Annotated in this window: 15 protein-coding genes; 14 read left to right on the forward strand and 1 reads right to left on the reverse strand. The window is 31.5% G+C overall.

What is annotated here, in order from left to right; all coding sequences use genetic code 11:
• The first annotated feature begins 49 nt into the window (after window positions 1-49).
• The 4 genes from KM029_RS22860 (at window position 50) to KM029_RS22875 (ending at window position 8499) form a co-directional block, all read left to right on the forward strand.
• On the forward strand, window positions 50-4114 hold the full coding sequence (locus KM029_RS22860; protein WP_144076123.1) for a two-component regulator propeller domain-containing protein: 4065 nt from the start codon (window positions 50-52) through the stop codon (window positions 4112-4114).
• Window positions 4115-4213: 99 nt separating this feature from the next.
• Window positions 4214-6625: a glycoside hydrolase family 2 TIM barrel-domain containing protein gene (locus KM029_RS22865; RefSeq protein ID WP_144076124.1), complete on the forward strand. Its 2412-nt coding sequence runs from the start codon at window positions 4214-4216 to the stop codon at window positions 6623-6625.
• A 510-nt stretch (window positions 6626-7135) separates the two neighbouring features.
• Window positions 7136-7585, forward strand: coding sequence for a hypothetical protein (locus KM029_RS22870; protein ID WP_215586363.1), 450 nt, complete (start codon window positions 7136-7138; stop codon window positions 7583-7585).
• 278 nt (window positions 7586-7863) lie between these two features.
• Window positions 7864-8499: an alpha/beta hydrolase gene (locus tag KM029_RS22875; protein WP_144076126.1), complete on the forward strand. Its 636-nt coding sequence runs from the start codon at window positions 7864-7866 to the stop codon at window positions 8497-8499.
• 27 nt (window positions 8500-8526) lie between these two features.
• Here KM029_RS22875 and KM029_RS22880 read toward each other — a convergent pair whose 3' ends face one another.
• Window positions 8527-9906, reverse strand: a complete 1380-nt coding sequence (locus tag KM029_RS22880; RefSeq protein ID WP_144076127.1) for a monovalent cation/H(+) antiporter subunit G — start codon at window positions 9904-9906, stop codon at window positions 8527-8529.
• A 391-nt stretch (window positions 9907-10297) separates the two neighbouring features.
• Here KM029_RS22880 and KM029_RS27070 point away from each other — a divergent pair, with 391 nt between their 5' ends.
• The 10 genes from KM029_RS27070 (at window position 10298) to KM029_RS22925 (ending at window position 25751) form a co-directional block, all read left to right on the forward strand.
• A complete protein-coding gene (locus KM029_RS27070) occupies window positions 10298-10429 on the forward strand; it encodes a hypothetical protein (protein ID WP_260412638.1) in 132 nt (43 codons plus the stop codon).
• A 514-nt stretch (window positions 10430-10943) separates the two neighbouring features.
• Window positions 10944-11321: a GNAT family N-acetyltransferase gene (locus KM029_RS22885; RefSeq protein WP_262712720.1), complete on the forward strand. Its 378-nt coding sequence runs from the start codon at window positions 10944-10946 to the stop codon at window positions 11319-11321.
• 229 nt (window positions 11322-11550) lie between these two features.
• Entirely contained in the window at window positions 11551-12288 is a 738-nt protein-coding gene (locus tag KM029_RS22890) for an OB-fold nucleic acid binding domain-containing protein (protein WP_144076129.1), read from the forward strand.
• Window positions 12289-12740: 452 nt separating this feature from the next.
• On the forward strand, window positions 12741-15755 hold the full coding sequence (locus KM029_RS22895) for a SusC/RagA family TonB-linked outer membrane protein (protein WP_144076130.1): 3015 nt from the start codon (window positions 12741-12743) through the stop codon (window positions 15753-15755).
• Window positions 15756-15766: 11 nt separating this feature from the next.
• Entirely contained in the window at window positions 15767-17308 is a 1542-nt protein-coding gene (locus KM029_RS22900) for a RagB/SusD family nutrient uptake outer membrane protein (protein WP_144076131.1), read from the forward strand.
• Window positions 17309-17318: 10 nt separating this feature from the next.
• Window positions 17319-18395: a SusE domain-containing protein gene (locus KM029_RS22905; protein ID WP_144076132.1), complete on the forward strand. Its 1077-nt coding sequence runs from the start codon at window positions 17319-17321 to the stop codon at window positions 18393-18395.
• Window positions 18396-18411: 16 nt separating this feature from the next.
• The gene (locus KM029_RS22910) at window positions 18412-19629 is read left to right on the forward strand and encodes a glycoside hydrolase family 53 protein (protein ID WP_144076133.1); all 1218 of its coding nucleotides are present in this window, start codon (window positions 18412-18414) and stop codon (window positions 19627-19629) included.
• Window positions 19630-19727: 98 nt separating this feature from the next.
• On the forward strand, window positions 19728-22286 hold the full coding sequence (locus KM029_RS22915; RefSeq protein WP_144076134.1) for a glycoside hydrolase family 5 protein: 2559 nt from the start codon (window positions 19728-19730) through the stop codon (window positions 22284-22286).
• Window positions 22287-22415: 129 nt separating this feature from the next.
• A complete protein-coding gene (locus tag KM029_RS22920) occupies window positions 22416-23402 on the forward strand; it encodes a glycoside hydrolase family 43 protein (protein WP_144076135.1) in 987 nt (328 codons plus the stop codon).
• A gap of 327 nt (window positions 23403-23729) precedes the next feature.
• Window positions 23730-25751, forward strand: coding sequence for a glycosyl hydrolase 53 family protein (locus tag KM029_RS22925; protein ID WP_144076136.1), 2022 nt, complete (start codon window positions 23730-23732; stop codon window positions 25749-25751).
• The last annotated feature ends 265 nt before the right edge of the window (window positions 25752-26016 follow it).

Consider the following 26016-nt stretch of genomic DNA (forward strand, 5'->3'; position numbering starts at 1 on the left):
TATTTTAAAGTGAAATTCACACTATTTTTTCGATATAATTTTTTAAGGTATGTATAGCAAGCTTACATTGTTTTTATTCAGTTTAATCTTTGTATTTCAACCATTATTTGGTCAAGAGATCTATTTCTCTTCCTTATCTATGCGAGATGGATTGCCCTCTAATATTATTGCAGATATAACACAAGACAAGTATGGCTTTTTATGGGTAGCAACAAGAAATGGTTTAACACGTTACGATGGAAACGAGTTTACATATTTTAGAAACGACTCTTCAGAATATAGTTTACCTAGTAACGAATTAACGTCTACTTTAGCAATTGATGAAACTATTTGGGTAGGTAGCTGGAATGGGTTAAGTTGTATAAATAATAAGACTTTAAAGATTAACCGAGTTGATTTACCCTTCAATAAAATTAGAACAATTTGTAAAGGAGAAGGAGATATTTTATGGGTTGGTTCTGCAAATGGAGTGATCAAGTATAATACTAAAGATAAAACTTACAAAGTATTTGATTCTACAAAGAACTTATCACATAATATGGTAAGGAGTATCTTTTTAGATAAAGAAGGTAATGTTTGGGTAGGTACATTTGATGGAATTAATTTTTTAGAAAAAGGAAAAAAAACTTTCAAATCAATCCCTTTACTTCAAAAGAAAAAATCTAACCTACTTGTTTTAGATATTAAAGAAGATAGAAGTAACACTAATTTATGGGTAGGTACTGAGAAGGGTTTATTTTCAATTGATAAAAAAGACTATAAAGTAACTTCTTATTTATCTGAAAATGATAAATTTTCTAATGCTGTTATTAAAGAAATTTATCAAGATAGGTCTGGTAACTTATTTTTAGGAACTGATTTTGGTCTAAATATTTTTTCTCCTAAATCATCTACAAATGCAGTATATTTTCATAATCCCAGAAAATCTTATTCTATCACTAATAATGCAATAAGACAAATTTTTGAAGATAGAAATGGTACACTTTGGTTTTCTACATTAAATGGTATAAGTACATTAAATACCCAAAATACATCTTATACAGCTAATGAATTATCATATCATAGCAATGGAAAACGTACAGGCCATAAGGTGAAATCTATACTTGTAGATAGTAAAGGTAACATATGGTTTGCCACTACTCATGGAGTAATCCGTAAAGATGTACAAAAGAATAAAGAAGTAGTCTTTAGCCAAAATGCTATAAAAAGTAGAAGAATATTAATGGATAATGTTTCTACTTTAATGGAAGACAAATGGGGTAGAATTTGGATGGGAACTGCATCTGGAATTAGTATTTGGGATGAAAAAATAAATAAAATAACATCTATAAATGTTGACTCGAAGGTTGGCTTACAATCAAATTACATAGGTAATATTACACAGCAGAAAGACGGAACTATTTGGGTAAGTGCATGGGAAGGAGGTATTTATAAGGTAGAAGGTGATGTTGGAAATTTAAAAAACCTGTCGTTTAAAAAAATAAAAAACCACTCTTCAGATTCTGAAAAATTTATTGCTTTTAATAACAATATCTGGCTTTTAGATAAAAATAGACTCTTTAGGGTGGGTGACCTTACTTTAAAAGTGATAGAGATAGAAGAATACAATACTAAATTTAAAAACAGTGAAGCATACTCTTTATATAGCTCTGGTGATGGTAATTTATGGATAGGTACTTTAAATGGAATAATACAATATTCTATTGAGACAAAGCAAACCAAATTTTATGCTATTAATACAAGACGTGACGAAATTGTAAGAGCATGTATAAAAGACAAACAAGGAACAATTTGGGGTATAACTAATTTATCAATTGTCCGACTTAATGCTAAGGCAGGGAATGTAAATGTCTACCCTCTTAAATACACATTACCCATTAAAAACTTTCACTATGGTTGTGTAACCATAAAAGAAAACAATGAAATACTATTTGGAGGTGATAATGGTTATCTCTCTTTTTATCCTAAAGATATTAAGAATGAAACTAGTAAATCAGCGGTACTGATTACAGGGTTAGAAATAAACAATAAGAAAATTGGTATTGATCAAGAAGTTGACGGTAGAGTATTATTAGAGAAGAGCATCTCTTTTATCAATAAGTTAATTCTTAATTATGATGAAAGATCTTTTACAATTAATTTTTCTAGCTTAGATTTTTCACATTCCATCAAAAATATTTATGCTTACAAGCTAAAAGGTTTTGATGAAAATTGGCATCAGGTATCTGGTATTGATAATAAGGCAATTTACTCAAAAGTGAAGCCGGGGGAATATATCTTTAGTGTAAAATCTATAAATAATTTAGATGAAACAGTAGCAGAATCTAAACCGCTTTCTATAACTATTAAACGTCCATTTTTCTTACAGAACATCTTCTTAGTGTTATATTTATTTTTAATTTTAGGAATAGTATTTACCCTTTTTAGAATGTACACAAATAGGTTAAAACTAGAAAGTCAACTTCATATTACACAAATGGAAGTGCTGCATTCAGAAGAATTAGAAAAGACGAAAGAAGACTACTTCACTAATATCTCGCACGAGTTACGAACACCAATTAGTTTAATTCTACCCCCACTTCACCAACTTCAAAAGAAGGCACAATTAGACGGTGATAGCTTAACGTTACTTAATCTTGCAGAGAAGAACGCAAAGAGATTAAAAAAACTAGTTAACCAGATCTTAGATTTTAATAAAATGCAATACGAAAAACTTTCTTTAAAATTTAAGAAAGTGGATTTTATTGAATTTAGTGAGAATGTATTTTTATTGTTTACAGATAAAGCTTCCCGAAAAGGGATTAATTATACCTTTAAATCTGAAATAGAGGAACAAATTTTATGGGTTGATGTAGAAAAGATGGAAACCATATTATTTAATCTATTATCTAATGCTTTTAAATTTACAAAAGAAGGAGGGGATATCTCTTTTGTATTGACGAAAACGAAAATTAATAATCCATATAAAGAAGGAGGAATTAATATTAAAATTTCAGATACTGGTATTGGTATTTCAGAAGAAGATCAGTTGCATATTTTTGATCGTTTTTATCAGGCAAAGAAACAAAACATAAAAGAGAATGGCTCTGGAATTGGTTTAACGTTAGTTGCAGAATTTGTAGAATTGCATTACGGACAAATTAGTATAGAAAGTAAAGTAAATTTAGGTACTTCTTTTACTTTAGATTTACCTTTAGGTACAGATCATTTACCTGTAGATCAGTTAGAGCAAGATGAAATAGAACTTACTTTATCTCCTGTAACACATCATTTAGATAATAAAATTACATCTTACAAATTAGATTTAAATTCTGATAAACCACTTTTACTTTTGGTAGATGATAACCAAGATATTATTGCCTTCATTAGAAATAGCCTAAAAGAAAAGTACAATTTAATAGTAGCAGAAAATGGACAAGAAGGAGTTACTAAGGCCAATAGGTTTTTGCCTCAATTAATTATTTCTGATATTATGATGCCTGTAATGGATGGATTATCTTTTACAGATAAGGTGAAGAAGAACCCTAAAACAAGTGCTATTCCTATCATTTTATTGACTGCAAAATCGTTGCCCTCTCAAAAAGTAGATGGTTTAACAGCAGGAGCTGATATTTACCTTACTAAGCCAATAGAAATTGAATTATTAGAGGTTTACATCACAAAATTATTATCAAGAAAAATAGAATTAGAAGAGCATTTTAAAGAAGAGATTTTTAATAAATCGGAAGAAATGAATCCTTTAAAAAATGAGGATACCATTTTTGTAAATAAAGTAATGCAAATTATAGAGGCCAATATTTCTAATACAGAACTTAGTGTAGAAATGATAAGTCAAGAACTATCTATGAGTACTACACATCTGTATCGGAAACTAAAAGCAACTACAAACCATACTGCTAAAGATGTAATTAAAAAACATCGTTTAAAGAAAGCATCTCAATTATTACAAAATAGAGAAGGGAATATAACAGAGATTGTAGACCAAGTTGGTTTCTCTAGCCTTTCTTATTTTTCGAGAGTATTTAAGGCTGAATTTAAAATTTCACCTAAAAAATATCAAGAGAAATTTAATAGTGATAATTTTGATTTAAATAATCAAAAAACGACTTCTTAGTGTTAAATATGACTGTTTTTTTAAAAAAAATGGTTGATTTCTACAACAAAAATTCATACTAAAATAATGTAATTGCATTATATTAAATAGTATGAGACAATGAACAAATTAACATTCATAATAGGTATTCTCTTATGCAATATATGTATTGCACAGAGAACGGAAACGTTATTAAAAGACAATTGGAAATTTAGTAAAGGTAGTATTGATTCAGCTTTTACAAGTAACTTTGACGATAGCCAATGGGAAACAATTTCTATCCCTCATGATTGGGCAATTACAGGACCTTTTGATAAGGAAAATGATATACAACGTGTAGCTATTTTACAGGACGGAGAAAAATCTGCCACCGAAAAATCAGGAAGAACTGGAGCTTTACCTTATATGGGAACTGCTTGGTACCGTTTAAATTTTACCTCTCCAAAATTAGAAGATGACCAAAAAATATTGTTGCATTTTGACGGGGCAATGAGTGAAGCAAAAGTATACATTAATGGTAAATTTGTTGGAGAACACCCTTACGGATATGCCTATTTTTATTTTGATATTACAAAGTACATCACTACTAAAGGAGAAAATACTTTAGCTGTACGCTTACATAATGAACCAAAATCTTCGCGATGGTATCCGGGAGCAGGTATTTATAGAAATGTAAAACTTATTGTAAAAAATAATAATGGAATTGCACACTGGGGTACTACTGTTACAACACCTTTGGTAGATAATGAGGTAGCAAAAGTAGTTGTTAAAACCAACACAACGGGATCTGTAGATAAAGTAAAAACAGAAATACAAACGCTAGATGGTAAAGTAATTAGTACAGTAGAATCGAAGGTTAAATTTGCTGATCAATTTGAAAATACTTTGCAAGTAAAACACCCTCAATTATGGAGTCCAGAAACTCCTTATTTATATAAAGTGATTACAACAACATATAAAAATGAGAAAATTACAGACCAAGCAACGGAGCGTTTTGGTATTCGTACTATTTCTTATACTTCTGAAAAAGGCTTTGAGTTAAACGGAAAACAAAGAAAATTTAAAGGTGTTTGCTTACATCATGATTTAGGTCCTTTGGGTATTGCAGTTAATAAAGCAGCAATTAAAAGACAACTTATTTTAATGAAAGAAATGGGAACAGATGCCATAAGAACAGCACATAATATGCCTTCAATAGAGCAATTAGAATTATGTGATGAACTTGGTTTAATGGTAGTTGCAGAAAGCTTTGATGAGTGGAAAAAACCAAAAGTTGACAATGGATATCATCGCTTTTTTGACGAATGGGCAAAAAAAGATATTCAAAATTTAGTGAGAGCCACTAAAAACCATCCTTCTATTGTAATGTGGAGTGCAGGGAACGAAGTACCTGACCAATGGGGTAATGAAGGGGTGAAAAGAGCGAAATGGTTACAAGATATTTTTCATAAGGAAGACCCTACTCGCCCGGTAACTGTAGGTATGGACCAAGTGAAGTCTGTAATGGAAAATGGGTTTGGTGCAATCTTAGATATTCCTGGTTTAAATTATAGAACACATTTATATGATGAAGCCTATGAGAAATTTCCTCAAGGATTTGTACTCGGTTCTGAAACAGCATCTACTGTTAGTTCAAGAGGAGTGTATAAATTTCCGGTAGAGGAATTTAAAGCAAAAAAATACTCAGATTTACAAAGTTCTTCCTATGATTTAGAAGCGTGTTCGTGGTCTAATATACCCGAAGATGATTTTATTTTACAAGATGATAAGTCATGGGTTTTAGGAGAATTTGTATGGACAGGTTTTGATTATTTAGGAGAACCATCTCCCTATAATGAAGAGTGGCCTTCTAGAAGTTCTTATTTTGGTATTTGTGATTTAGCTGGCATTCCAAAAGATCGTTATTATTTATATAAAAGTAGATGGGATACAAATAATGAAACCTTACATATTTTACCCCATTGGAATTGGAAAGGAAGAGAGGGTGAAATTACTCCAGTTTTTGTTTATACTAATTATGAGAAGGCAGAATTATTTATAAATGGAAAGAGCCAAGGTATTCGTGAAAAAGATAAATCTACAAGGCTTGATAGGTATAGGTTAAGATGGATGGATGTAAAATATGAAGCAGGTACGGTTAAAGTAGTAGCCTATGATAGTACAGATAAAATTGTAGCAACAAAAGAAATACATACGGCAGGAAAACCACATCATTTAAAACTAGAAGCAGACAAAACTACGTTAATTGCAAATGGAGAGGATTTGAGTTTTGTAACGGTAACCGTAGTAGACAAAGATGGAAATACTTGTCCAACTGCCAACCTACCATTGTCATTTAAAGTAAATGGTAATGCAACATTTAAAGCGGTTTGTAACGGAGATCCAACTTCATTAGAAATGTTCCATTTACCTAGGATGAAAACTTTTAATGGGAAATTAGTAGTAATTGTACAATCAAAAGATAGCAATGGTACTGCAACATTAGAAATTAAAGGGTTAAAAACAGGTAAAGAGACCTTTATTATTCAATAGATAAAGGTTTTGACTAAATAAACCGTATTCTTAAAGAAAATATAAAACCATCTGCATATTTCCATAAAATGTAGATGGTTTTATTTTATCAGACTATTTTAATAAAAACGATCTCGATAGTATTAGTAGTAGCAAAATAAAAATTTGTATTTCAATCACTTTATTAACAACTTACCTACAGTTAATAAACTTCTCTTTTTGTTTACTAAAACTTCCATAAAACAAACTATAATTTATAAAAGAGGGGTTTACTATTTAGTTAAAAATATAAACGGTAATATGTTTTTTTATTGTTGGGAATCATGCTAAAATGATGAAAATTAAAAACATAGATATTATAAAGAATCGATTTTAATGTAATTCAAACTTTGTACTCAACCTCAAGTTTATTGCTTCGATATCGCCAATTTTTCATATACAAAACATTGCACTTAATACAAGAACATGAAAGACGAAAACATTAAAATATGGATGACTAAATTCTTATTTATTTTTTTAACAAGTTTTACTGTGTCAACATATGGACAGGAACATAATATTTACCATATAAAGTTTGATTACTATCATGCTATGCGAATTCCGAACCACCATGTTTCAGTTGAATTTCTTAGATATGGTGATAGTATATCAGTTCATTTACTTTCAGAGCCAATGAAAGCTTTGGATAATAAATGGAATCACACAAAAATTGACACGACTTTCAATCTAGCTAAATCAGATTTTGACAAAATAGTTACAGCTGTGAAACAAGTAAATTGTGTTGACATAACGAATGGAATGGATGTTATTGGACTTGATGGTAGTACTTGTGAACTAATTTATGGTGGTATGTCAACAGGAGTTTCATATAAAGTACCATCTCCTGATTCTGACACAGAAAAAAGGAATCTAAATGATTTTATGTTTGCTTGTAAAGCAATTTTACATACAGTCGAACTTGACCCAAAAGAAATTTTTTAAAAGAAATGCACATGGGTAATAACATAGCAATACATAGCAAATATGTTCGGTTGTTTATGAGAGTTCGTGCTATCTATCCCCCCAAAACTGTACAATTTCACCCTTAATAATGCATTTCTCGTTTTGTATTACATTGAGGATTATCTCTCAATGGGCTAGCTAGCAGTAGAGTGATTATTTTAAATGTAAAAGGAATTTTATACTAAAATAAATACTATAATTAAATTAGTAGAGTCCATTACTTCTGTAAGTTTATATTAGTAATAAATCTTATATCTATGAAACATTTCAATATTCTACTATTTCTATTAATCTTATTGGTCTCATGTAAAGACAAGGAGAATACAAGAATAATATTTTTTATACATAATCGCTTTATTGAAAACCATAACTTAAATGAAGAACATCCAGAGTATGGTAAAGCTGAGTACAAGGAGATAATTAGTAAGTTCGAAGAAAGTGGTTTTACAGTACTAAGTGAGAAGAGATCTAGAAATACGGATTCTTATAATTATGCTAAAAAGATTGTGGATCATATTGAAATTTTAATTGAAGAAGGAATACCAGCAAAAAATATAACAATTGTAGGCACTTCAAAAGGTGGGTATATAGCACAATATGTTTCGACTTATGCTAATAATCCTAATTTGAATTTTGTTTTTGTAGCAAGTTTTACAAATGCAGATATTAAGTCATTACCTGAAATCAATTACTGTGGTAATATATTAACTATATATGAAAAAACAGATCCTTATGGAGAATCTGCAATTGAAAGAGTAAAAACTTCAAATTGTAATATTAATCATTTTAAAGAAATAGCGTTAAATACTGGTTTAAAACACGGCTTTCAATTTAAAGCAATGGATCAATGGTTAGACCCAATAATAAAGTGGTCTAATGGGAACTACGATTAACTATTAACTAAGCCCAAGTTAAAAGAATTACCTCTTAATAATAGACCAATTATCTAAAGCTATTTTATCATCATTAGATTGTAACCAAACCGTACTTTTTTTTAAAGTTGAAGGATTTATTACGATCTTAAAAGAGACATCATTTTTATGTGTTTTAGAAAAAGATTCAAATTGTTTGAGTAACTCTTTCTTATCAAACATAATAGTTATCCAGTGATATTGATCTTTGTTGTCTATATGTTTAACCCTAATTAAGCTTGGTAATGGTGTAGTGCTTATTTTCTTTAAAAATTTAGAAGATCTTGAATATTGATTTAAATAAAAATCAACAACTGTTATATCTTTAAATTCAGAAATAGTTTCCTCTTTTTGTAGTAATTCAATCTCAACTCCATAAGCATATACACTTCTAAAACTCAATATTTCTTCTGGAGATAGGTTTCTAACTGTTCCTGCTTTTAAACGTTCAAAATCAATATTCAAATTACTATAATTTATACTTTGTTCATCAACTTGTGAGTGTTTTTTCCAAATAGTATCAATACTTTGTCCATCAACGGGAGTAAAAGCAACATCAAAATAAGCCCCTAAATGAGTATAATTTGTATACTCCTTTTTTAATACATCTACATTTCCATCAGGTAATATATTAATCAACAGGTCACTAATAGTTAAATATCCATCGTAGTTCTCATCTATTTTTAATTTTTTCTGATCTATTGGAAAAATGTCTTTATAGAATCTACTTTCTGATATTGAGTACCAAGATAACTCAAAAGAATCGAACCCGATTGGAATTAAAGTAGGACTCAATTGTGTATAATATCTTTGATATCGCATCTGTTCGTTGTCAGCACTAAAGCCTTCAACTTGTTTCATCTTTCTATCATTTTCATGAAATCTATAAGACACAGAAGATGCTTTATTTGATTTAGAATCAAAGAATTTTATTCGGTCAATTAGTATAGGGAAATCTATGGCATGTACTATAATAATATCAGTAGTATAATTTTTTTTCTGAACATTATATAGGTTCACAGCAGCACTAACAAACAAATATGTAGGGTAACCTATCAGTATAACAAACCAAAAAAGTAATTGAATTTTATAGCCATCAATACCATAAGTTACCTGTCTAAGACAAAAAGAACCATAAGCAATAAAAGTATACAGAGCTGCAAAGGAAAGAAACAGAATTATTATCTCAAGGTCTATAGAAGTTGGAGTAGTACTATTAGCAAAAGATTTACCCAAGGCCTTCCCATATAAGAGCAGATAACTGCTAATTCCAGTTAAGAGTAAAGTGACAATTGTTAGCATTACTTTACCTCCAATAAATGCAGATGGAACAAGAAATAGAAGTCCTACACCAATCATGATAAGAAGTGTAGTAAGAAAGTCAGACATTGATTAAAGAATTTAGATAATAGTTCTACTTTATTCTATTGTGCACAGAACAGTTAGATAAAAGTAAGTAAACAACAAAGAATAAACAGAATATTTTGGATATAAAAAATGTAGACAATAATGACAATCTACTCATTAATTCAAATGGTTGAGTAACTCTACAACAGGGTGTTCTGATTCACATTTGGTGGAAACCTTTTTTAACATTTGAGCAGATGAGATATTATTAATTTCGTTATTATGATATTACTCTCTACTTTTTTTAATTTTGATTCTTTTGAATTTGATGAATTTTCTATCAATGAATCTAATACTATAAGGAAAAGAATCATTCATTTGAAATCTATATCTCCTTGTTGTCAAATAGAAAGTAATTCGAAACATAGCTATTATGTATGTAATCTCAAAGATTTATCCTGGTCAGATTCTAGTCAAAGAGTTTAAAAGTTTTGATTTAGTAGAGTATACAATTTCAGGAATAGAAACGGTAAGAATGATACAAAAAGATCAACTTTCTGACTAGAAGGGTATGTCTAATTTCGAAGTTTTCAAAAGCTTATCTATTTATTGAAACGAAAGAAATTGAAAAAAAAGTTCTTCGAATCAATGCGACAAAACCAATTTTTAATCCTTCATCTCTAATGAATTTTCTAAAGGTAGGGAAGTGTTTTTTTTAATACCGGATTCAAAACCCAGTTCGAAAACCCTAATAAGGATGTAACATATAAATACACCAATGGAAAATTTTTTCATACCTTTATTTACTTTTGAATGTTTATCAATTTTATTATTAGTCATAATATTTGCTTTATATTTATAAAGTTAAGTTGCAATTTTAATAGAATTCTAAAAATTACATTTTGAATTATACACTTCATTTTCTTATACTTTATACAACATCTTTACTACATTATTAAAATAATAATATAAAAACTAAATAAAATCTATTACAAGTTTCTTACATCCGGAGAATATCCAAAGCTTCTAAAACTTTTGTACCTGCTATATTTTATTGGACATTAAGTTAAGACTCTATTATTCATAAAGGGGTTGCTCATGCATGTTATACGCCAATCACGATAGATGAGGCACCTGATTTGAAATGTTATGTATTAGCTCCATTAGCAGTACTGCCAGAATTCCAAAGGAAAGGTTTAGCAACCCAATTAATGGATTTAGTAGAAAAAGAACTACAACCCGATGTAGTATTTATTGCTGGAGAGAAACATCATTACGGAAGAAGATACAATACACCTCATAAAATAGGCTTACCAGTAAAATCTGAAATGCCTTTAGAAAATTGGTTCGCTAAAGAATTTAAAGCAGGAATACTTCAGGGAATCGTATCAAATACAACCGTTACAGGTCCTTATTCAAATCCTAAGCAATGGGCACACCCATCTGAACAATTTTAAGGTATAATAATGTAAAAATTGATTTGTACATGTCTTTAAATTATCTCATTTAAGAAGCCTTTTAAAACGTGATTTTAGGTAAAATAATGAGGATTGAATACTAATTTAAGACAAATAAAGGAGTACAAAATATATAAACTAAAGGCATTGCTTTTTAATCGAGCAGTGCCTTAGTTGTATCTAAAAATCATTTGAGTAAATTTACCTAAAATCAAAAATTGAAAGAATAATGAAAATCTATAGTACATTTATTTTAACTGCACTTTGCTTTTTAGCAAGTTGTAACGATTCAAAACAAACACAATCAAATGAGGATAAAACATCTTCTTCTGAAGTAATTAACACCGTAAATTCTGAGGAGGTATTAGGTGAAAACACACATAAAATTGTTGTAACCGAAAAGATTGCTTCTGGCGGGTATATATATATTAAAGTTTCTGAAAAAGGAAATGATTATTGGATGGCAGTGCCAGGTAGACAGATAGAAATTGGAGCTACCTATTATTATGATGGCGGCATGGAAATGAGAAATTTTGAGAGTAAGACTTTAAACCGAACTTTTGAGAGTGTCATTTTTGCTGAAGGTATTAGAGATACAAATAAAAAAGGTGTTGCAAAAGCCAATACAAACAGTAATCCAGAAGGAAAGTCAAGCGTAGACCATATAGAAAAAGCACCAAACGGAATAAGTGTTGCAGAACTTTTTGAAAACCCTAAATCTTACTTAAACAAACAAGTGATAATTAAAGGGAAAGTGGTAAAAGTAAACAATGGTGTGATGAAAGTTAATTTTGTCCATTTACAAGACGGATCAATAGGAAATGGAAAATACGATATTACCATTACTACAAATGATGATTTTAAAGTTGGAGAAGTTGTAACTATTAAAGGTACTGTTACTTTGGATAAAGACTTTGGATCGGGTTATGTTTACGATGTACTAATTGAAAAAGCAGTTATTATTTAATACAATAATTCTACTTTAATAAATACATTATCGTATTCTACACAAATTAAATTGTGTAGAATACGATAAACTAGAGGCATTGCTTTTTAAAGGGCAATGCTTTTTTTATCTCTAAATTGTATTATGTTTAATATTAATCATATACTATAATAGTAAGAGTATTCTGTACTCTATTCTAGGAATGTAAAATTTGAATGTAATAAATGAATTACAAATAGAGAATAAAAGAGTTTTCCCTTAATATTTATTGATTCTTTTTAATAAATATATTCTTCTCATTTATATATGTTTACAATCATTTTATAATTTTTTGTAATAAAAACACGTAATTTTTGTCTTATTTAGCCTAAATGTTATAAAATTTAAACTTTATGTAAGAAAAGTGAAAGTGTAAAAGAGACTCTTTAACCTATGTTTGCAGTGTTCGAAATAATTAACTGTAAACAAATGAAATGAAGAAGCTATTACTATTTTTTAGTTTTATATTTGTAAGTGCTCTCGCTACAAATGCACAGGTTATTGTTAAAGGTCATATCACAGAAAAAGGCCAAGGTACTGGAATTCCAGGTGTCGCAATTTTAGAAAAAGGTACTACCAATGGAACGGTAACTGATTTTGATGGCGACTATTCTTTATCCGTAAGTAATAGAGAAGCTACATTAGTAATTTCTTATATAGGTTACCTTACAAAAGAAATTAATGTTTCTACTTTAGGGCGAATTGATGTAGAATTAGAAGTCGATTTACAAACCTTAGAAGAGGTAGTTGTAATTGGTTATGGCGAAGTAGAAAAAACTGACGTAACAGGCGCAGTTTCTACTTTAGGAGATACCGATTTTATTCAAGGTGTTACTACTTCTCCTCAAGATTTATTAACGGGTAAAATTGCGGGAGTAAATATCACAAGGAATACAGGTGCACCGGGTAGTGGTTCTACAATTCGTATTCGTGGAGGTTCTTCTTTAGGAGGAGCTACAAACGATCCACTTATTGTAATTGATGGCTTTCCTGTAGATGATGGTGATGTTTCAGGATTATCAAATCCATTGAATACATTAAACCCAAGTGATATTGAATCTTTTACTGTTTTAAAAGATGCATCTGCTGCAGCAATTTATGGTTCTAGAGCTTCTAACGGTGTAATATTAATTACAACGAAGAAAGGTTCTACAGACAAGATGAAAGTTACTTTCGATAATCAAGTGTCCATTAGTACACCAACAAAGTATGTGGATAATTTATCTGGAGATGAGTACAGAACATTAGTAAAAGGATTATCCGATAATGGATTTAGTGGTATTGATGCAAATGCTATCAAGAAATTAGGTTCGGAAAATACAGATTGGCAAAAAGAAATTTTTAGAAATTCTGTTTCTTATGCAACCAACTTGAGCTTATCAGGAAAAGTGAAAAATGCACCTTACAGAGTATCATATGGTTATAATGATGAGAACGGTATCTTAAAGACAACTTCAACAAAACGTCATACTGTATCATTAAATATTAACCCTAAATTCTTTGATGAACATTTAGCGGTAAATGTGAACGCAAAAGGTACTGCAGCAAATACAAATTTTGGAGACCCAGGAGCGGTAGGAATGGCAGTAGATTACGATCCAACACAACCTGTAAGAAATGGAAGTAATAAATATAAAGGCTTCTTTGCTTATACATCGTCAACATTGGCAGATGGTAGTATTGACCCTGAAGGTCCTGCAAATACCTTTATTACTAACCCAGTTTCTATGTTAGAATTAAGAGAAAACATAGCAGACGTTAAACGTTTTACGGGTAATGTACAATTAGATTACAAATTCCATTTTCTAGAAGATTTAAAAGCCAACCTTAATTTAGGTATGGACAATACAAATACTGATGGGGTAGACAATGCTAAACCGGGTACTACATGGACTTACCGTGATTATACAGGAGAAGAAGGTGGTAGATTACTAGACTATACATCAAAAACAGAATCGCAACTTTTAGAATTCTTCTTAAACTATAATAAATCTTTTGGTAAGCATAGTGTTGATGTAATAGGTGGTTATTCTTGGCAACATTGGAAAAGAAGCGGTACTACGTTTGATAGAAATACTGCAGGAGATCAAATTATCCAAGATTCTCAATACATGAACGAGAATTATTTAGTGTCTATGTTTGGCAGAATGATTTACTCTTTCGATAAAAGATATGTTGTTACAGCAACGGTTAGGAGAGATGGATCTTCTCGTTTTGCTGAAGGAAACCAATGGGGTACTTTCCCTTCTCTAGCCTTTGCTTGGAATATTAATAATGAAGCTTTTTTAAGCAATGTTGATCAATTAACTAGCTTAAAACTTAGAGTTGGTTACGGTATTACTGGGCAACAAGGTTTATCTCCAAATGTAGGAGACCCATACTACCCTGCAATTCCTAAATACAGAAGAAGTATAGAAGGGGCGTATTATCAGTTTGGAAACGAATTTTATAATACACTTCGTCCATCACCTTATGATGCAAATTTAAAATGGGAAGAAACAACGACAATTAACTTAGGTGTTGATTTTGGACTTTGGGATGATAAGTTAACGGGTACAATAGAAGGGTATCAGAAAGAAACGGATGATCTTTTAAATAGAGTGCCAATTGCAGACGGAAGTAATTTTTCTAATTATTTGGTTACCAATGTAGGAACCATGGAAATTAAAGGTCTTGAGGTGACGTTAATGGGAAGACTTATTTCTAGTAATGACCTTACATGGTCTTTAGGAGGTAACTTTACTTACAATACAAGAGAGATCACGAAACTAAATAAAGTAGATAACCCAGAAGATCCAGGTGTACCAACAGGTGCAATTTCTGGTGGGCAGGGTAACATGGTTCAAATTCATTCAGTTGGGCAATCACCTAACTCATTCTATGTGTTCCAACAAGTATATAACGAAGCAGGAAAACCAGTAGAAGGGTTATATGCAAATAGAACAGGTGGTACAGGTGAAGTAGGTAGTAATGAATTTAATAAATACCATGCAAACAATCCAAATCCAGAATTTTTAATTGGGTTAAATACAAGGGTTAGTTATAAAAACTTTGATTTTTCAATGTCAGGAAGATGGAGTATTGGCAACAAAGTGTATAATAATGGTTTGGCCAATAACTCGTTATCAGGTTTATATCAATCTGCAGCAAATGGATACTTTACTAACATAAGAAAAGAAGCTGTTGATATTGGGTTTGTTAACCCTCAATATTGGTCTGATATGTATGTACAAGATGCCTCTTTCTTTAAACTAGATAATGTTAGTTTAGGCTATACGCTAACTAAATTATTCAATAATAAAATTGATGCAAGAATGAGTTTTACAATTCAGAATGCATTAGTAGTAACAGATTATGAAGGCATTGACCCAGAAGTTGGTTATGGTATCGATAATAATATTTATCCAGTACCAAGAACATATCAATTTGGACTAAACCTTAACTTTTAATCGAAATTAAAATGAAATCTCTATATATATTTATATTATCAGCTTTACTTCTGCAGCTAACATCATGCGTGAACGATCTTAAAGTATCACCTATCGATGAAAATGTAATTAACTCTGCCAATGTGTATAATACTACAGCAGATTACAAAGAAGGACTCGCAAAACTTTACGCAACATTTGCTATTTCTGGTCAAAAAGGACCAGATGGTATGGCTGATATAGAAGGTATTGATGAAGGGTTTGGCAACTATTTAAGACAATATTGGAACCTTCAAGAATTAACTACAGACGAAGCAGTTTTGTCTTGGAACGATGCTACAATTAAGGATTTCCATTGGCATACATGGACACCAACAGATACATTTATAGCAGCTATGCACTCTAGAATAATGTACACCGTTGCATTATGTAATGAATACATTAGAGCTACAAGTGACAACGAGGATGAAGAAATTAAAAGGTTCCAAGCAGAAGCTCGTTTCCTAAGAGCTTTGGCTTATTGGCATGGTATCGACTTTTTTGGAGCAATGCCTTTTGTTACAGAAAAAGATCTTCCGGGAGCTTTTTTCCCAGAGCGTATAGAAAGAATCGATCTATTTAACTATGTTGAAAGTGAACTTCTAGCAATTAAAGACGAGTTGGGTACTCCAAAATTTGAATACGGAAGAGCTGATAAAGCTGTAGCAGGGATGTTACTTTCAAAGTTATATTTAAATGCAGAAATATACACTGGCACAAGTAGATATGATGATTGCTTAACGGCACTACAAGCGGTATTGTCAGCACCTTATACTATCCCTACAGAATACAGACATAATTTTGTTGCCGATAACCATACTAGTCCAGAAATGATTTTTCCAATTACTTATGATGGAAATATGACACAAACTTGGGGGGGCATAGTTTATCTAGTACATGCTCAGATTGGTGGTACAATGGATGCTAAGGGTATGTTTGGAACAGGTGATGCTTGGTCTGGTTTAAGAACAACAAAAGCGTTGGTAAATAAATTTGATCTAGATAATGATTACCGAGCTTTATTCTGGACAGACGGACAAAATTTAGAAATTGATGATATTGGATTATTTACAGATGGGTACGGAATAACAAAATTTCGTAATAGAAAGTTAAATGGCGATTTATCAGACTCAAACCATAATGTTCAGATAGATACTGATTGGCCTATGTTTAGACTTTCAGATGCTTACTTAATGTATGCAGAAGCTGTAGTAAGAGGTGGCGCAGGAGGTTCTCAAAGCCAAGCTGTTGACTATATCAATGTACTACGTACAAGAGCAAATACAAGCAATATTACGGCAGCAGATTTAGATTTACCGTTTATTTTGGATGAGCGTGCAAGAGAACTATTCTGGGAAGGGCATAGACGTACAGATTTAATACGCTTTAATCAGTTTACTGATGGTGACTACCAATGGCCTTGGAAAGGAAAAGTAAAGGAAGGTATTCCAACGGCAAGTCATAGAGACTTATTTCCAATCCCGTCTAATCAACTGACAGCAAATCCGAACTTAAAACAAAACGTAGGCTATTAATTCTATACGTATGAAAAATATATCAAAACTATTGATTCTTTTATTCGGCATTATCAGTTGCATATCGTGCCAAGAATCTGAAATAGAAAAAGCAATATTAAAAAGTGAAGTGGCTGCAAATGATCTGCTTCCATTAAGTGCAACATCTTTTGTATTATCAGAAGAAAAAAGTGAAGAGAATTTTGATTCTTTGACATGGACTCCTACTGATTATGGGTTTCAATCTGCCGTAAATTATACTGTGCAGTTTGATGTGGAAGGGAATGCTTTTGCAACACCAATTAATCTAGCCAATACCTTTGAACTGACTTCTGGATTTACAGTAGGTAATATTAATAAAAGCTTATTAGAAAAGGGAGTTGCAGGTGGTACAGCTGTAAATGTAGAATTTAGAGTAGTGTCTTTAATAAATGAAGAAGTAGCAGAAGTTTACTCTTCTGTAGAAAAAGTAGAAATAACTCCTTATGCTCCTTCTGTACTTTCTCCTCTTTATATTAATGGAGACGACCAAGGTTGGAATTTCGATACTTCTTTAGATTTTAATGTTCTCGGAATTGGAGAGTTTGAAGTAATAGGAACGTTTACTAATGGTAGTTATTTCCGTTTCTTTGAAGAAAAATCTTGGGAGGCTAGTCAGTTAGGCTATGGAGATTTTGAAGTAGTTGATGCTAACTTAACCGAAGCAGGAGATGGAGACGATAACTTTATTTTTTCTGGTACAACAGGTGTATATACAATGACGGTATCTTATGCTACCAAAACAATAACTATGACTGCGGCTTCAACGCCAGAATTATACATCGTTGGCGATCAAAATGGTTGGTCTTTTGATGCTGTTACATGGCTTGGTGGTGGTAAATACGAAGGAACTGTAACAATAACCAACGGACAAATATTTAGGTTTTTTACAGTAGATGGAGATTGGGGATCTCAACAATACAATTACACTTATTTTATGGATGGTACACTTAGCGATAATTTAACGGGTACTACAGAAGGAGATGCAAACTTTACTTATGTTGGTGCAGATGGTACTTATAAGTATACAGTAGATCTTTATTCTAAATCTTTTATCATTCAAGAATAGATTAAATAATAAGACAATGAACTATAAAAATTTAATGATAAGCCTTTTTGTAACAGTTTTAATAATGAGCTGTTCTGAAGCAAAAGAAATAACGGAATCTATTGGGGAAGAGTCACTTATTCCTTCTGATTCAACAACAGAAAACTCATTCTATTTTGGAGCAGACTTGTCTTATGTAAATCAAATTCTTGATGAAGGCGGACAGTATAAAGTAGACAATAGACAAGAAAACCCCTATCAGATTTTTGCTGATAGGGGCACTAATCTAGTTCGTTTAAGGTTATGGCATACGCCTAAATGGAGTCAAAGTTTAGACAATGATCAAGATGCAAAACTATACAGTGATCTTGCTGATGTAGAAAAAGCAATGGTTGAAGCCAAAGCAAAAGGAATGGAAGTAGTATTGGATTTTCATTATTCAGATACTTGGGCAGACCCAGATAAACAACATGTTCCAGAAGCTTGGAAAAATATTGAGAGTTTAAGTGTTTTGTCAGATTCTATATATAACTACACTTTCAGCACGCTTACTTATTTAAACAGCAAAGGGTTAATGCCAAGTTTTGTGCAAATTGGGAACGAGACGAATTGTGGAATGATGTATACTGATGCATCAAATACTTTCCCTAAATGTAACGTTTGCGATGGGAATTGGGCAAATTTGAAAACAGTTTTAAGCAGTGCAATATCTGCTGTACATGCTGTTAACGATACGGCCTTAACAACTACAAAAACAATTTTACATGTTGCTGATCCAAAAAATATAGAATGGTGGTTTGAGAACATTACGAGTGGAGACGATGCCGTAAATTTTGATATTATTGGGATTTCTTATTATCCAATTTGGCACAATACAATTGCATTTAATCAAATGGAAACTACTGTAAAAGGCATTAAAAGCAAATTTAATAAGGAGGTAATGATAGTAGAAATTGCTTACCCTTGGACTACTGAAGCAGATGATGATTACAATAATATTTTTGGGTATGGAGATATAGTTCAAGGCTATCCATATACTCCAGAAGGTCATCTAAATTTAATGAAGTCGTTTACGCAGAGTATGATAAATGCAGGAGCATTAGGAGTAATTTATTGGGAACCTGCTTGGATAGCTGTGCCTATTAAAACGTTATGGGGAACGGGTTCTTCTTGGGAAAATTGTGCCTTCTTTGATTATAATGGAAATGCAACTAGCATTTTTGACTACATGACTTACGAATACACTGGTTTATAAACTTAGACAAGAAGCATTTTTAGAACTACTCTTTTTTTAGAAAGCTTTTTTACAGAAAGAGTAATGTTCTAAGTATCTTCTTAAAAACTGAAATCGAAATGAATAAATTATATATATACCTTTTATGTACATTACTAACAGCTAACCTTTTTGGACAAGAAAAAAAAGATGTTTATGTAGATAAAGAGGGAGTTATGCGCTGGCCAAATACTACTGAAGTGAAGGGGTTTGGTGTAAATTACACAGGTCCTTTTGCACATGCTTACCGGTCTTCTAAGAAATTAGGTGTTAACCTAAAAGAGGCAATTGATAATGATATCTACCACTTCTCTAGACTAGGTTTTGATGCCTATAGAGTACATGTTTGGGATACAGAAATTAGTGATTCTTTAGGGAATATTTTAGAAAATGAGCACTTAGAGTTATTTGATTACCTAGTAGCAGAGTTAAAAAAGAGAAATATTAACTGCTTAATTACTCCCATAGCATTCTGGGGAAATGGTTGGCCAGAGAAAGATACGTATTCTCCAGGTTTCTCTCATAAATATGGAAAGGAAGCATGTTTAACAAATGCAGCAGCTATTAAAGCACAGGCAAACTATTTAGCTCAATTTTTAAATCATAAAAATAAATATACAGGTATTGCCTACAAAAATGAGCCAAGTATTGTAGCGTTTGAAGTAAGTAATGAGCCACATCATGCAGGTACTCCAGAACAAGTAACTGCCTATATTTCTACTATGGTGGAGTCCATGAAAAATACAGGTTGCTTAAAACCTATACTTTATAACGTTAGTCATAGTATAGAATTAGTAGATGCATATTATAATGCAGGTATTGATGGAGGTACATTCCAATGGTACCCTACAAACTTGGTTTCAGAAGCAGAATTAGGAGGGAATTTATTGCCCAATGCAGACAACTATAAAATACCTTTTGCAAATAATAAAGCATTTAAAAGCCATGCAAAAATAGTATATGAATTTGATCCAGCAGATACTCATAAAGCATATATATACCCTGCAATGGCAAGAAGTTTTAGAACTGCGGGTATACAATGGGCAACACAATTTGCTTATGACCCAACGTTTTTAGCCAATAAAAATACAGAATACAACACTCATTATATGAATCTTTCATATACTCCACATAAAGCTTTAAGTTTAAAAATTTGTAGCGAGATATTTCACGAGATGCCAATGTATAAAAGTTATGGAGCTTTCCCAGAAAACACAACATTTGATAATGTATCTATCTCTTATGATAAAGACTTGGTTGAATATATGTCTGATGAAAAATTCTTTTATACAAACTCAACAATAACATCACCTAAGAAAGTAAAGCAACTAAAGGAAATTGCAGGAGTGGGAAGTTCAAAACTTATTGATTATGAAGGAACAGGGGCATATTTTTTAGATGAATTAGAAACAGGAGTTTGGCGTTTAGAGGTACAGCCTGATGTTTTAATTACAAAGAATCCTTATGGTAAAAATAGTTTAAAGAAAAAGGTAGCAGAAATTATTTGGAACAATTGGGAGATGTCGGTAAAACTACCACAACTAGGCAACGATTTTACAGTAAAGGCAGTAAATGAGAATAATCAATTATCAAGTACTGCAGAAAAACATACTTTTACGGTTTATCCGGGAACATACATCTTAGCTAAAAAAGGGAAGAAGCATAAATGGACGGCAGAAAGTAATTTTGGGGCTATTAAAGTCGGAGAATACTATGCTCCTAAATCAGAATTCGAAAACTTTACAGTTGTGCATACACCAAAAAAAGAAGTGTTCTCAGATACCTCATTTACTATAGAAGCTACACTAGTAAATACAACATTACCGCACAGTTTAAAGTTGATAGGATATACAAATAATCAGCAAAAAGAATACACTTTAAAACACTTAAAAGGATATACATATGGTGTAGAAATTCCTAAAGATGATATTGGAGAAGGCTATTTTAATTATTTTATTGTAGCAGATGTAAACAACACTGTAATCACTTTCCCAAATGCCATAAAAGGTAAACCTTCTGATTGGGATTTTACATCAACAGAAATGTACGAAACGAGGATAATTGCTCCTTTGTCTTCGATTACACTTTTTGATGCTTCAAAAGATTTTGAGAAACTAAATAAAACATGGAATACTAATGTAACTTTAGCACCAAATTTCCGAACTGCTAAAGATGCTCTGAAGATTAATCTGGATAGTATACCAACCGATTTAGGAAATACAGTACCTAATTATGCGTTGCGTTATTATTTTAGTAATACATTAAAAACAAGTAATACAACCATTGGTAATTATACACAACTTGAAATAATAGGAAATGCATTGGTAGATACACCACAAAAAATTGAAATAGCATTAGTAGGGAACGATGGAACTGCATTTGGTGCTATTGTAGAAATGACAGAGAAAAAAGGAATATATGTGGTGAAATTAGACACCTTACGTCCTACAAAATTAGTAACACTTCCTAGACCATATCCAGATTTCTTACCTTATTATTTTTCTCCTACTACTGTAAAAACGGAAATAGATTGGCGTAAAATAGAATCCATTCAACTTGCAACAGTAGAAAAACACTGTCAGATAAATATAGAAAGTATACGCTTGGTGTATACTACTTCCTCTTTCAGTAGTTTATAACTACTTTATACAGATCAATTTTGAGAAAACGATAGAGTGAAAAATTAAGGTAATTGCATAAATTATTGTCTTAGTTTTTCACTCTATCTGCTTTTAAATAAACCAACATATTTAATTATTAAAGAAAAGATGATAAACAAATTTATAAAAAGTAGCTTGTTCTTATGTGCGGTACTCATAAGTAGTTTACTATCTAATTGTACTCAAAATAAAGAACTAAATGAAGAGGCTTATCTTTTTACTTACTTTACAGGAAATAAAATTACTGACGAAAAAGTACACTTTGCCCTTAGTACTGATGGATATACATTTACAGCCTTAAATAATAACTCTGCAGTGCTTAACTCTAAAAAAATAAGCAAAACAGGAGGAGTACGAGACCCTCATATTTTAAGAGGAGAAAACGGGGTATTTTACATGGCTCTTACAGATATGGTATCAAGTAAGGGGTGGGATACTAACAGAGGATTAATTTTATTAAAATCAAAAGATCTAATAAACTGGTCTTCATCTGCTATTCATTTTCCAGCACGTTTTAAAAACCAAGAAAATTTAAAAAGTGTGTGGGCGCCTCAAACTATTTATGATAAAGAAAGTGGTAAATATATAATCTATTGGTCGTCCAAATATGGTACTAAAGAGGAGGTACTTTATTATGCATTTGTAAATTCAGATTTCACAGATTTAGAAGGGTACCCTACGCCACTTTTTATCCCTAAAAATAAAGCACATTGTATAGATGGAGATATAATTATTAAAGACGATTTATACTATCTTTTTTATAAGACAAGTAATGAAAACGGCAAGGGTATAAAAGTGGCGACAGCAACATCTTTAACTGCAAATAAATGGAAAGAGTACCCTAATTTTCTTCAAAAAACAGATAAGCAAGTAGAAGGTTCTGGCATTTTTAAACGTAACAATTCAACTGATTATATTTTAATGTACGATCTTTTTCAAGATCATGGTTATGAGTTTTGTAAAAGCAAAGACCTCCTAAATTTTGTTCCTACCGAAAAGAAAGTAAAACTCAATTTTAGCCCAAGACACGGTACAATTCTTCCTATTACGGGCAAAGAATATGATTTATTACTTGAAAAGTGGGGAATGCAATAATTCATAAAATAAATAAGCTTTTTATTAGAAAACCTTAATAATAGCTCTTAAATAGCCTTTAAAAGCGTTAGTGTATGATTAACACTAATTTGTGTATGAAAATGAAAACTAATTAGAATAAGAACTACCTACATTTGATACATACTTAACAACACTATAAAATAGTTGTTGAGTTTTTTTAAAGAGCATGTATGAAAGAATAAATTAAGTTGAAATTCTTGATTTTAATATGTGATAAGCAATTACATACCACATTTAAAATTTAGAGAAAATCAATTATAAATTATTTTGAGTAAGTGCATTTAGCTATGAAATGTAAATGAAATTATGAAAACAACTACACTACTATTAATCATCTTATTCTTGTCTACATTTAAAATGTCGGCACAAGTTTTTTACAAAGGAGCAGACCTGTCTTATGTAAATCAATTGGAAGATTGTGGAGCCGTTTATTACGACGAGGGTATTTCTACAGATCCATTTGAAATTATGGCCAATCATGGTGCAAATCTTATTCGGGTAAGGTTATGGCATAACCCAATGGCCCATTCCGAATTCCCTACCAATTATTCTTCTTTTGAAGATGCGGTAATAACTATTACAAGAGCAAAAAATGAAGGAATGCATGTACTATTGGATTTTCATTATTCTGATAGTTGGGCAGACCCAGGAAAACAGACTATTCCTGCAGCTTGGGCCTCTTTAGTAGATGACACCCCAGCTTTAGAAACAAAAATGTACGATTATACCTATAAAGTACTTACAGATTTGGACGCTATGGGTTTAATGCCAGAAATGGTACAAGTCGGTAACGAGTCTAATGGACAAATGTTAAGTGCCGAAGGTGTGAATATTAAAACAGTAAACTGGGAAAGACAAAGTGCACTGCTTAAAGCTGGTATTGCAGGAGTGAGAGCAGCAGGTAATGTATCTTCTATTCAACCTCAAATTGTTTTACATATTGCTAATCCAGCACATGGCGATGATTGGTTTGGAAATGCAATTAGTAATGGAGTCACAGATTTTGATATCATGGGCTTTTCTTTATATCCAGAGTGGCATGGAGGAAATGTTGGACAAGCAGGTAACACCATTGAATACCTGAAAGAGAAATATAACAAAGAAGTTTTACTCGTAGAAGTTGGTTTACCTTTTACGCTAGATTATAATGATACTGCTCCAAACATGCTATCTGCTATGCCTAGTGGGTACGAAGTGAGTGCAACAGGACAGAGAGATTGGTTGATAGATATTACCACAGAAGTGTACAATAGAGGAGGAATGGGTGTAGTGTATTGGGAACCAGCATGGGTTTCTACAAGTTGTGAAACAGAATGGGGAACTGGATCGCACTGGGAAAATGGAGCATTTTTCAATTTTAGTAATGAATTAATTTTGGATGGTGGCATTCAATTTTTGGAACAGCAGTATGTGCCAGATGTAATAAACAATGTTACTTTTAGAGTGGATATGTCGGCAGAAACAGGAGTAACTGAAGCCTTCATAACAGGAGATTTTACAGGAACATCAGAATGGGAAATTTTGCCTATGATTGCTCAAGGAGATGGGATTTTTACATATACAACTACAATTTTAGAAGGAACAACAGGAGGTTATTTTTTTCTAAAAGGAAGCAATTGGACAGAAAGAGAAACGGTACCAACAGCATGTGCTTTAATGTGGGATAATGATAGACAATATACAATTACAAGTGGAGAGAATATTTTTTCTTATGCTTGGCAAGATTGTACACCTCAATTAACTAGAGAAGTTACTTTTCAAGTTGACATGACAGGTACTACAGCTTCTGGAGCCTTCATAACAGGAGATTTTACTGGAGAAACTAGTTGGGAAATTTTACCAATGGAACATCAAGGAAATAATATTTATACATATACTACAACTTTAGAAATAGGAGAGACTGGCGCATTTTATTTCTTAAAAGAAAACAATTGGTCAGATAGGGAAATAGTACCTATAGAATGTGCAATAATGTGGGGTGTTGATAGACAATACATTGTAGGAAATACAAATAATACAATTGAACTTATGTGGGAAAGTTGTACAAATACATCGTCTGCTAGAGTAATTGATGAATCATTGGAAACAGAACTTTCATCACAAATATCTCTATACCCTAACCCATCAAAATCCTTTATTAAAGTGAAAGGGGTAACTCAATCAAATTATCAATTATATAGTTTAGAAGGTGTTACAGTTTTAGAAGGAATACTAGAGAATGGAAACTCGTCCATAAATATAGAACAGCTTCCTAAAGGAATGTATGTTTTGCATCTGACAAAAAAAGGTACACAGACTAGTAATGTTTTCAGATTCTTAAAAGATTAGATTATGTGTTTTAATAGATAAGTTTCTTAACTCCGACTACTTATCAGAGCTCTCTTACAACTTGTGAGAGAGCTTATTTTGTTGGATTAATGAATAAGGTGAGTACAACAAGTAATTTAAACTGATGTAATCGGTTATCAAATTAAAAGCTGGAATTGAATTAAGAAAAGTTGTAATTGATACATCATATTTATTTACTTAAAAACAATTTTTTAATAAATTGTCCTCTTTTCAATTTTCTTAATAATTAGTTATATTTAATTAG

The organism is Flammeovirga kamogawensis, from assembly GCF_018736065.1.
GTDB lineage: Bacteria > Bacteroidota > Bacteroidia > Cytophagales > Flammeovirgaceae > Flammeovirga > Flammeovirga kamogawensis.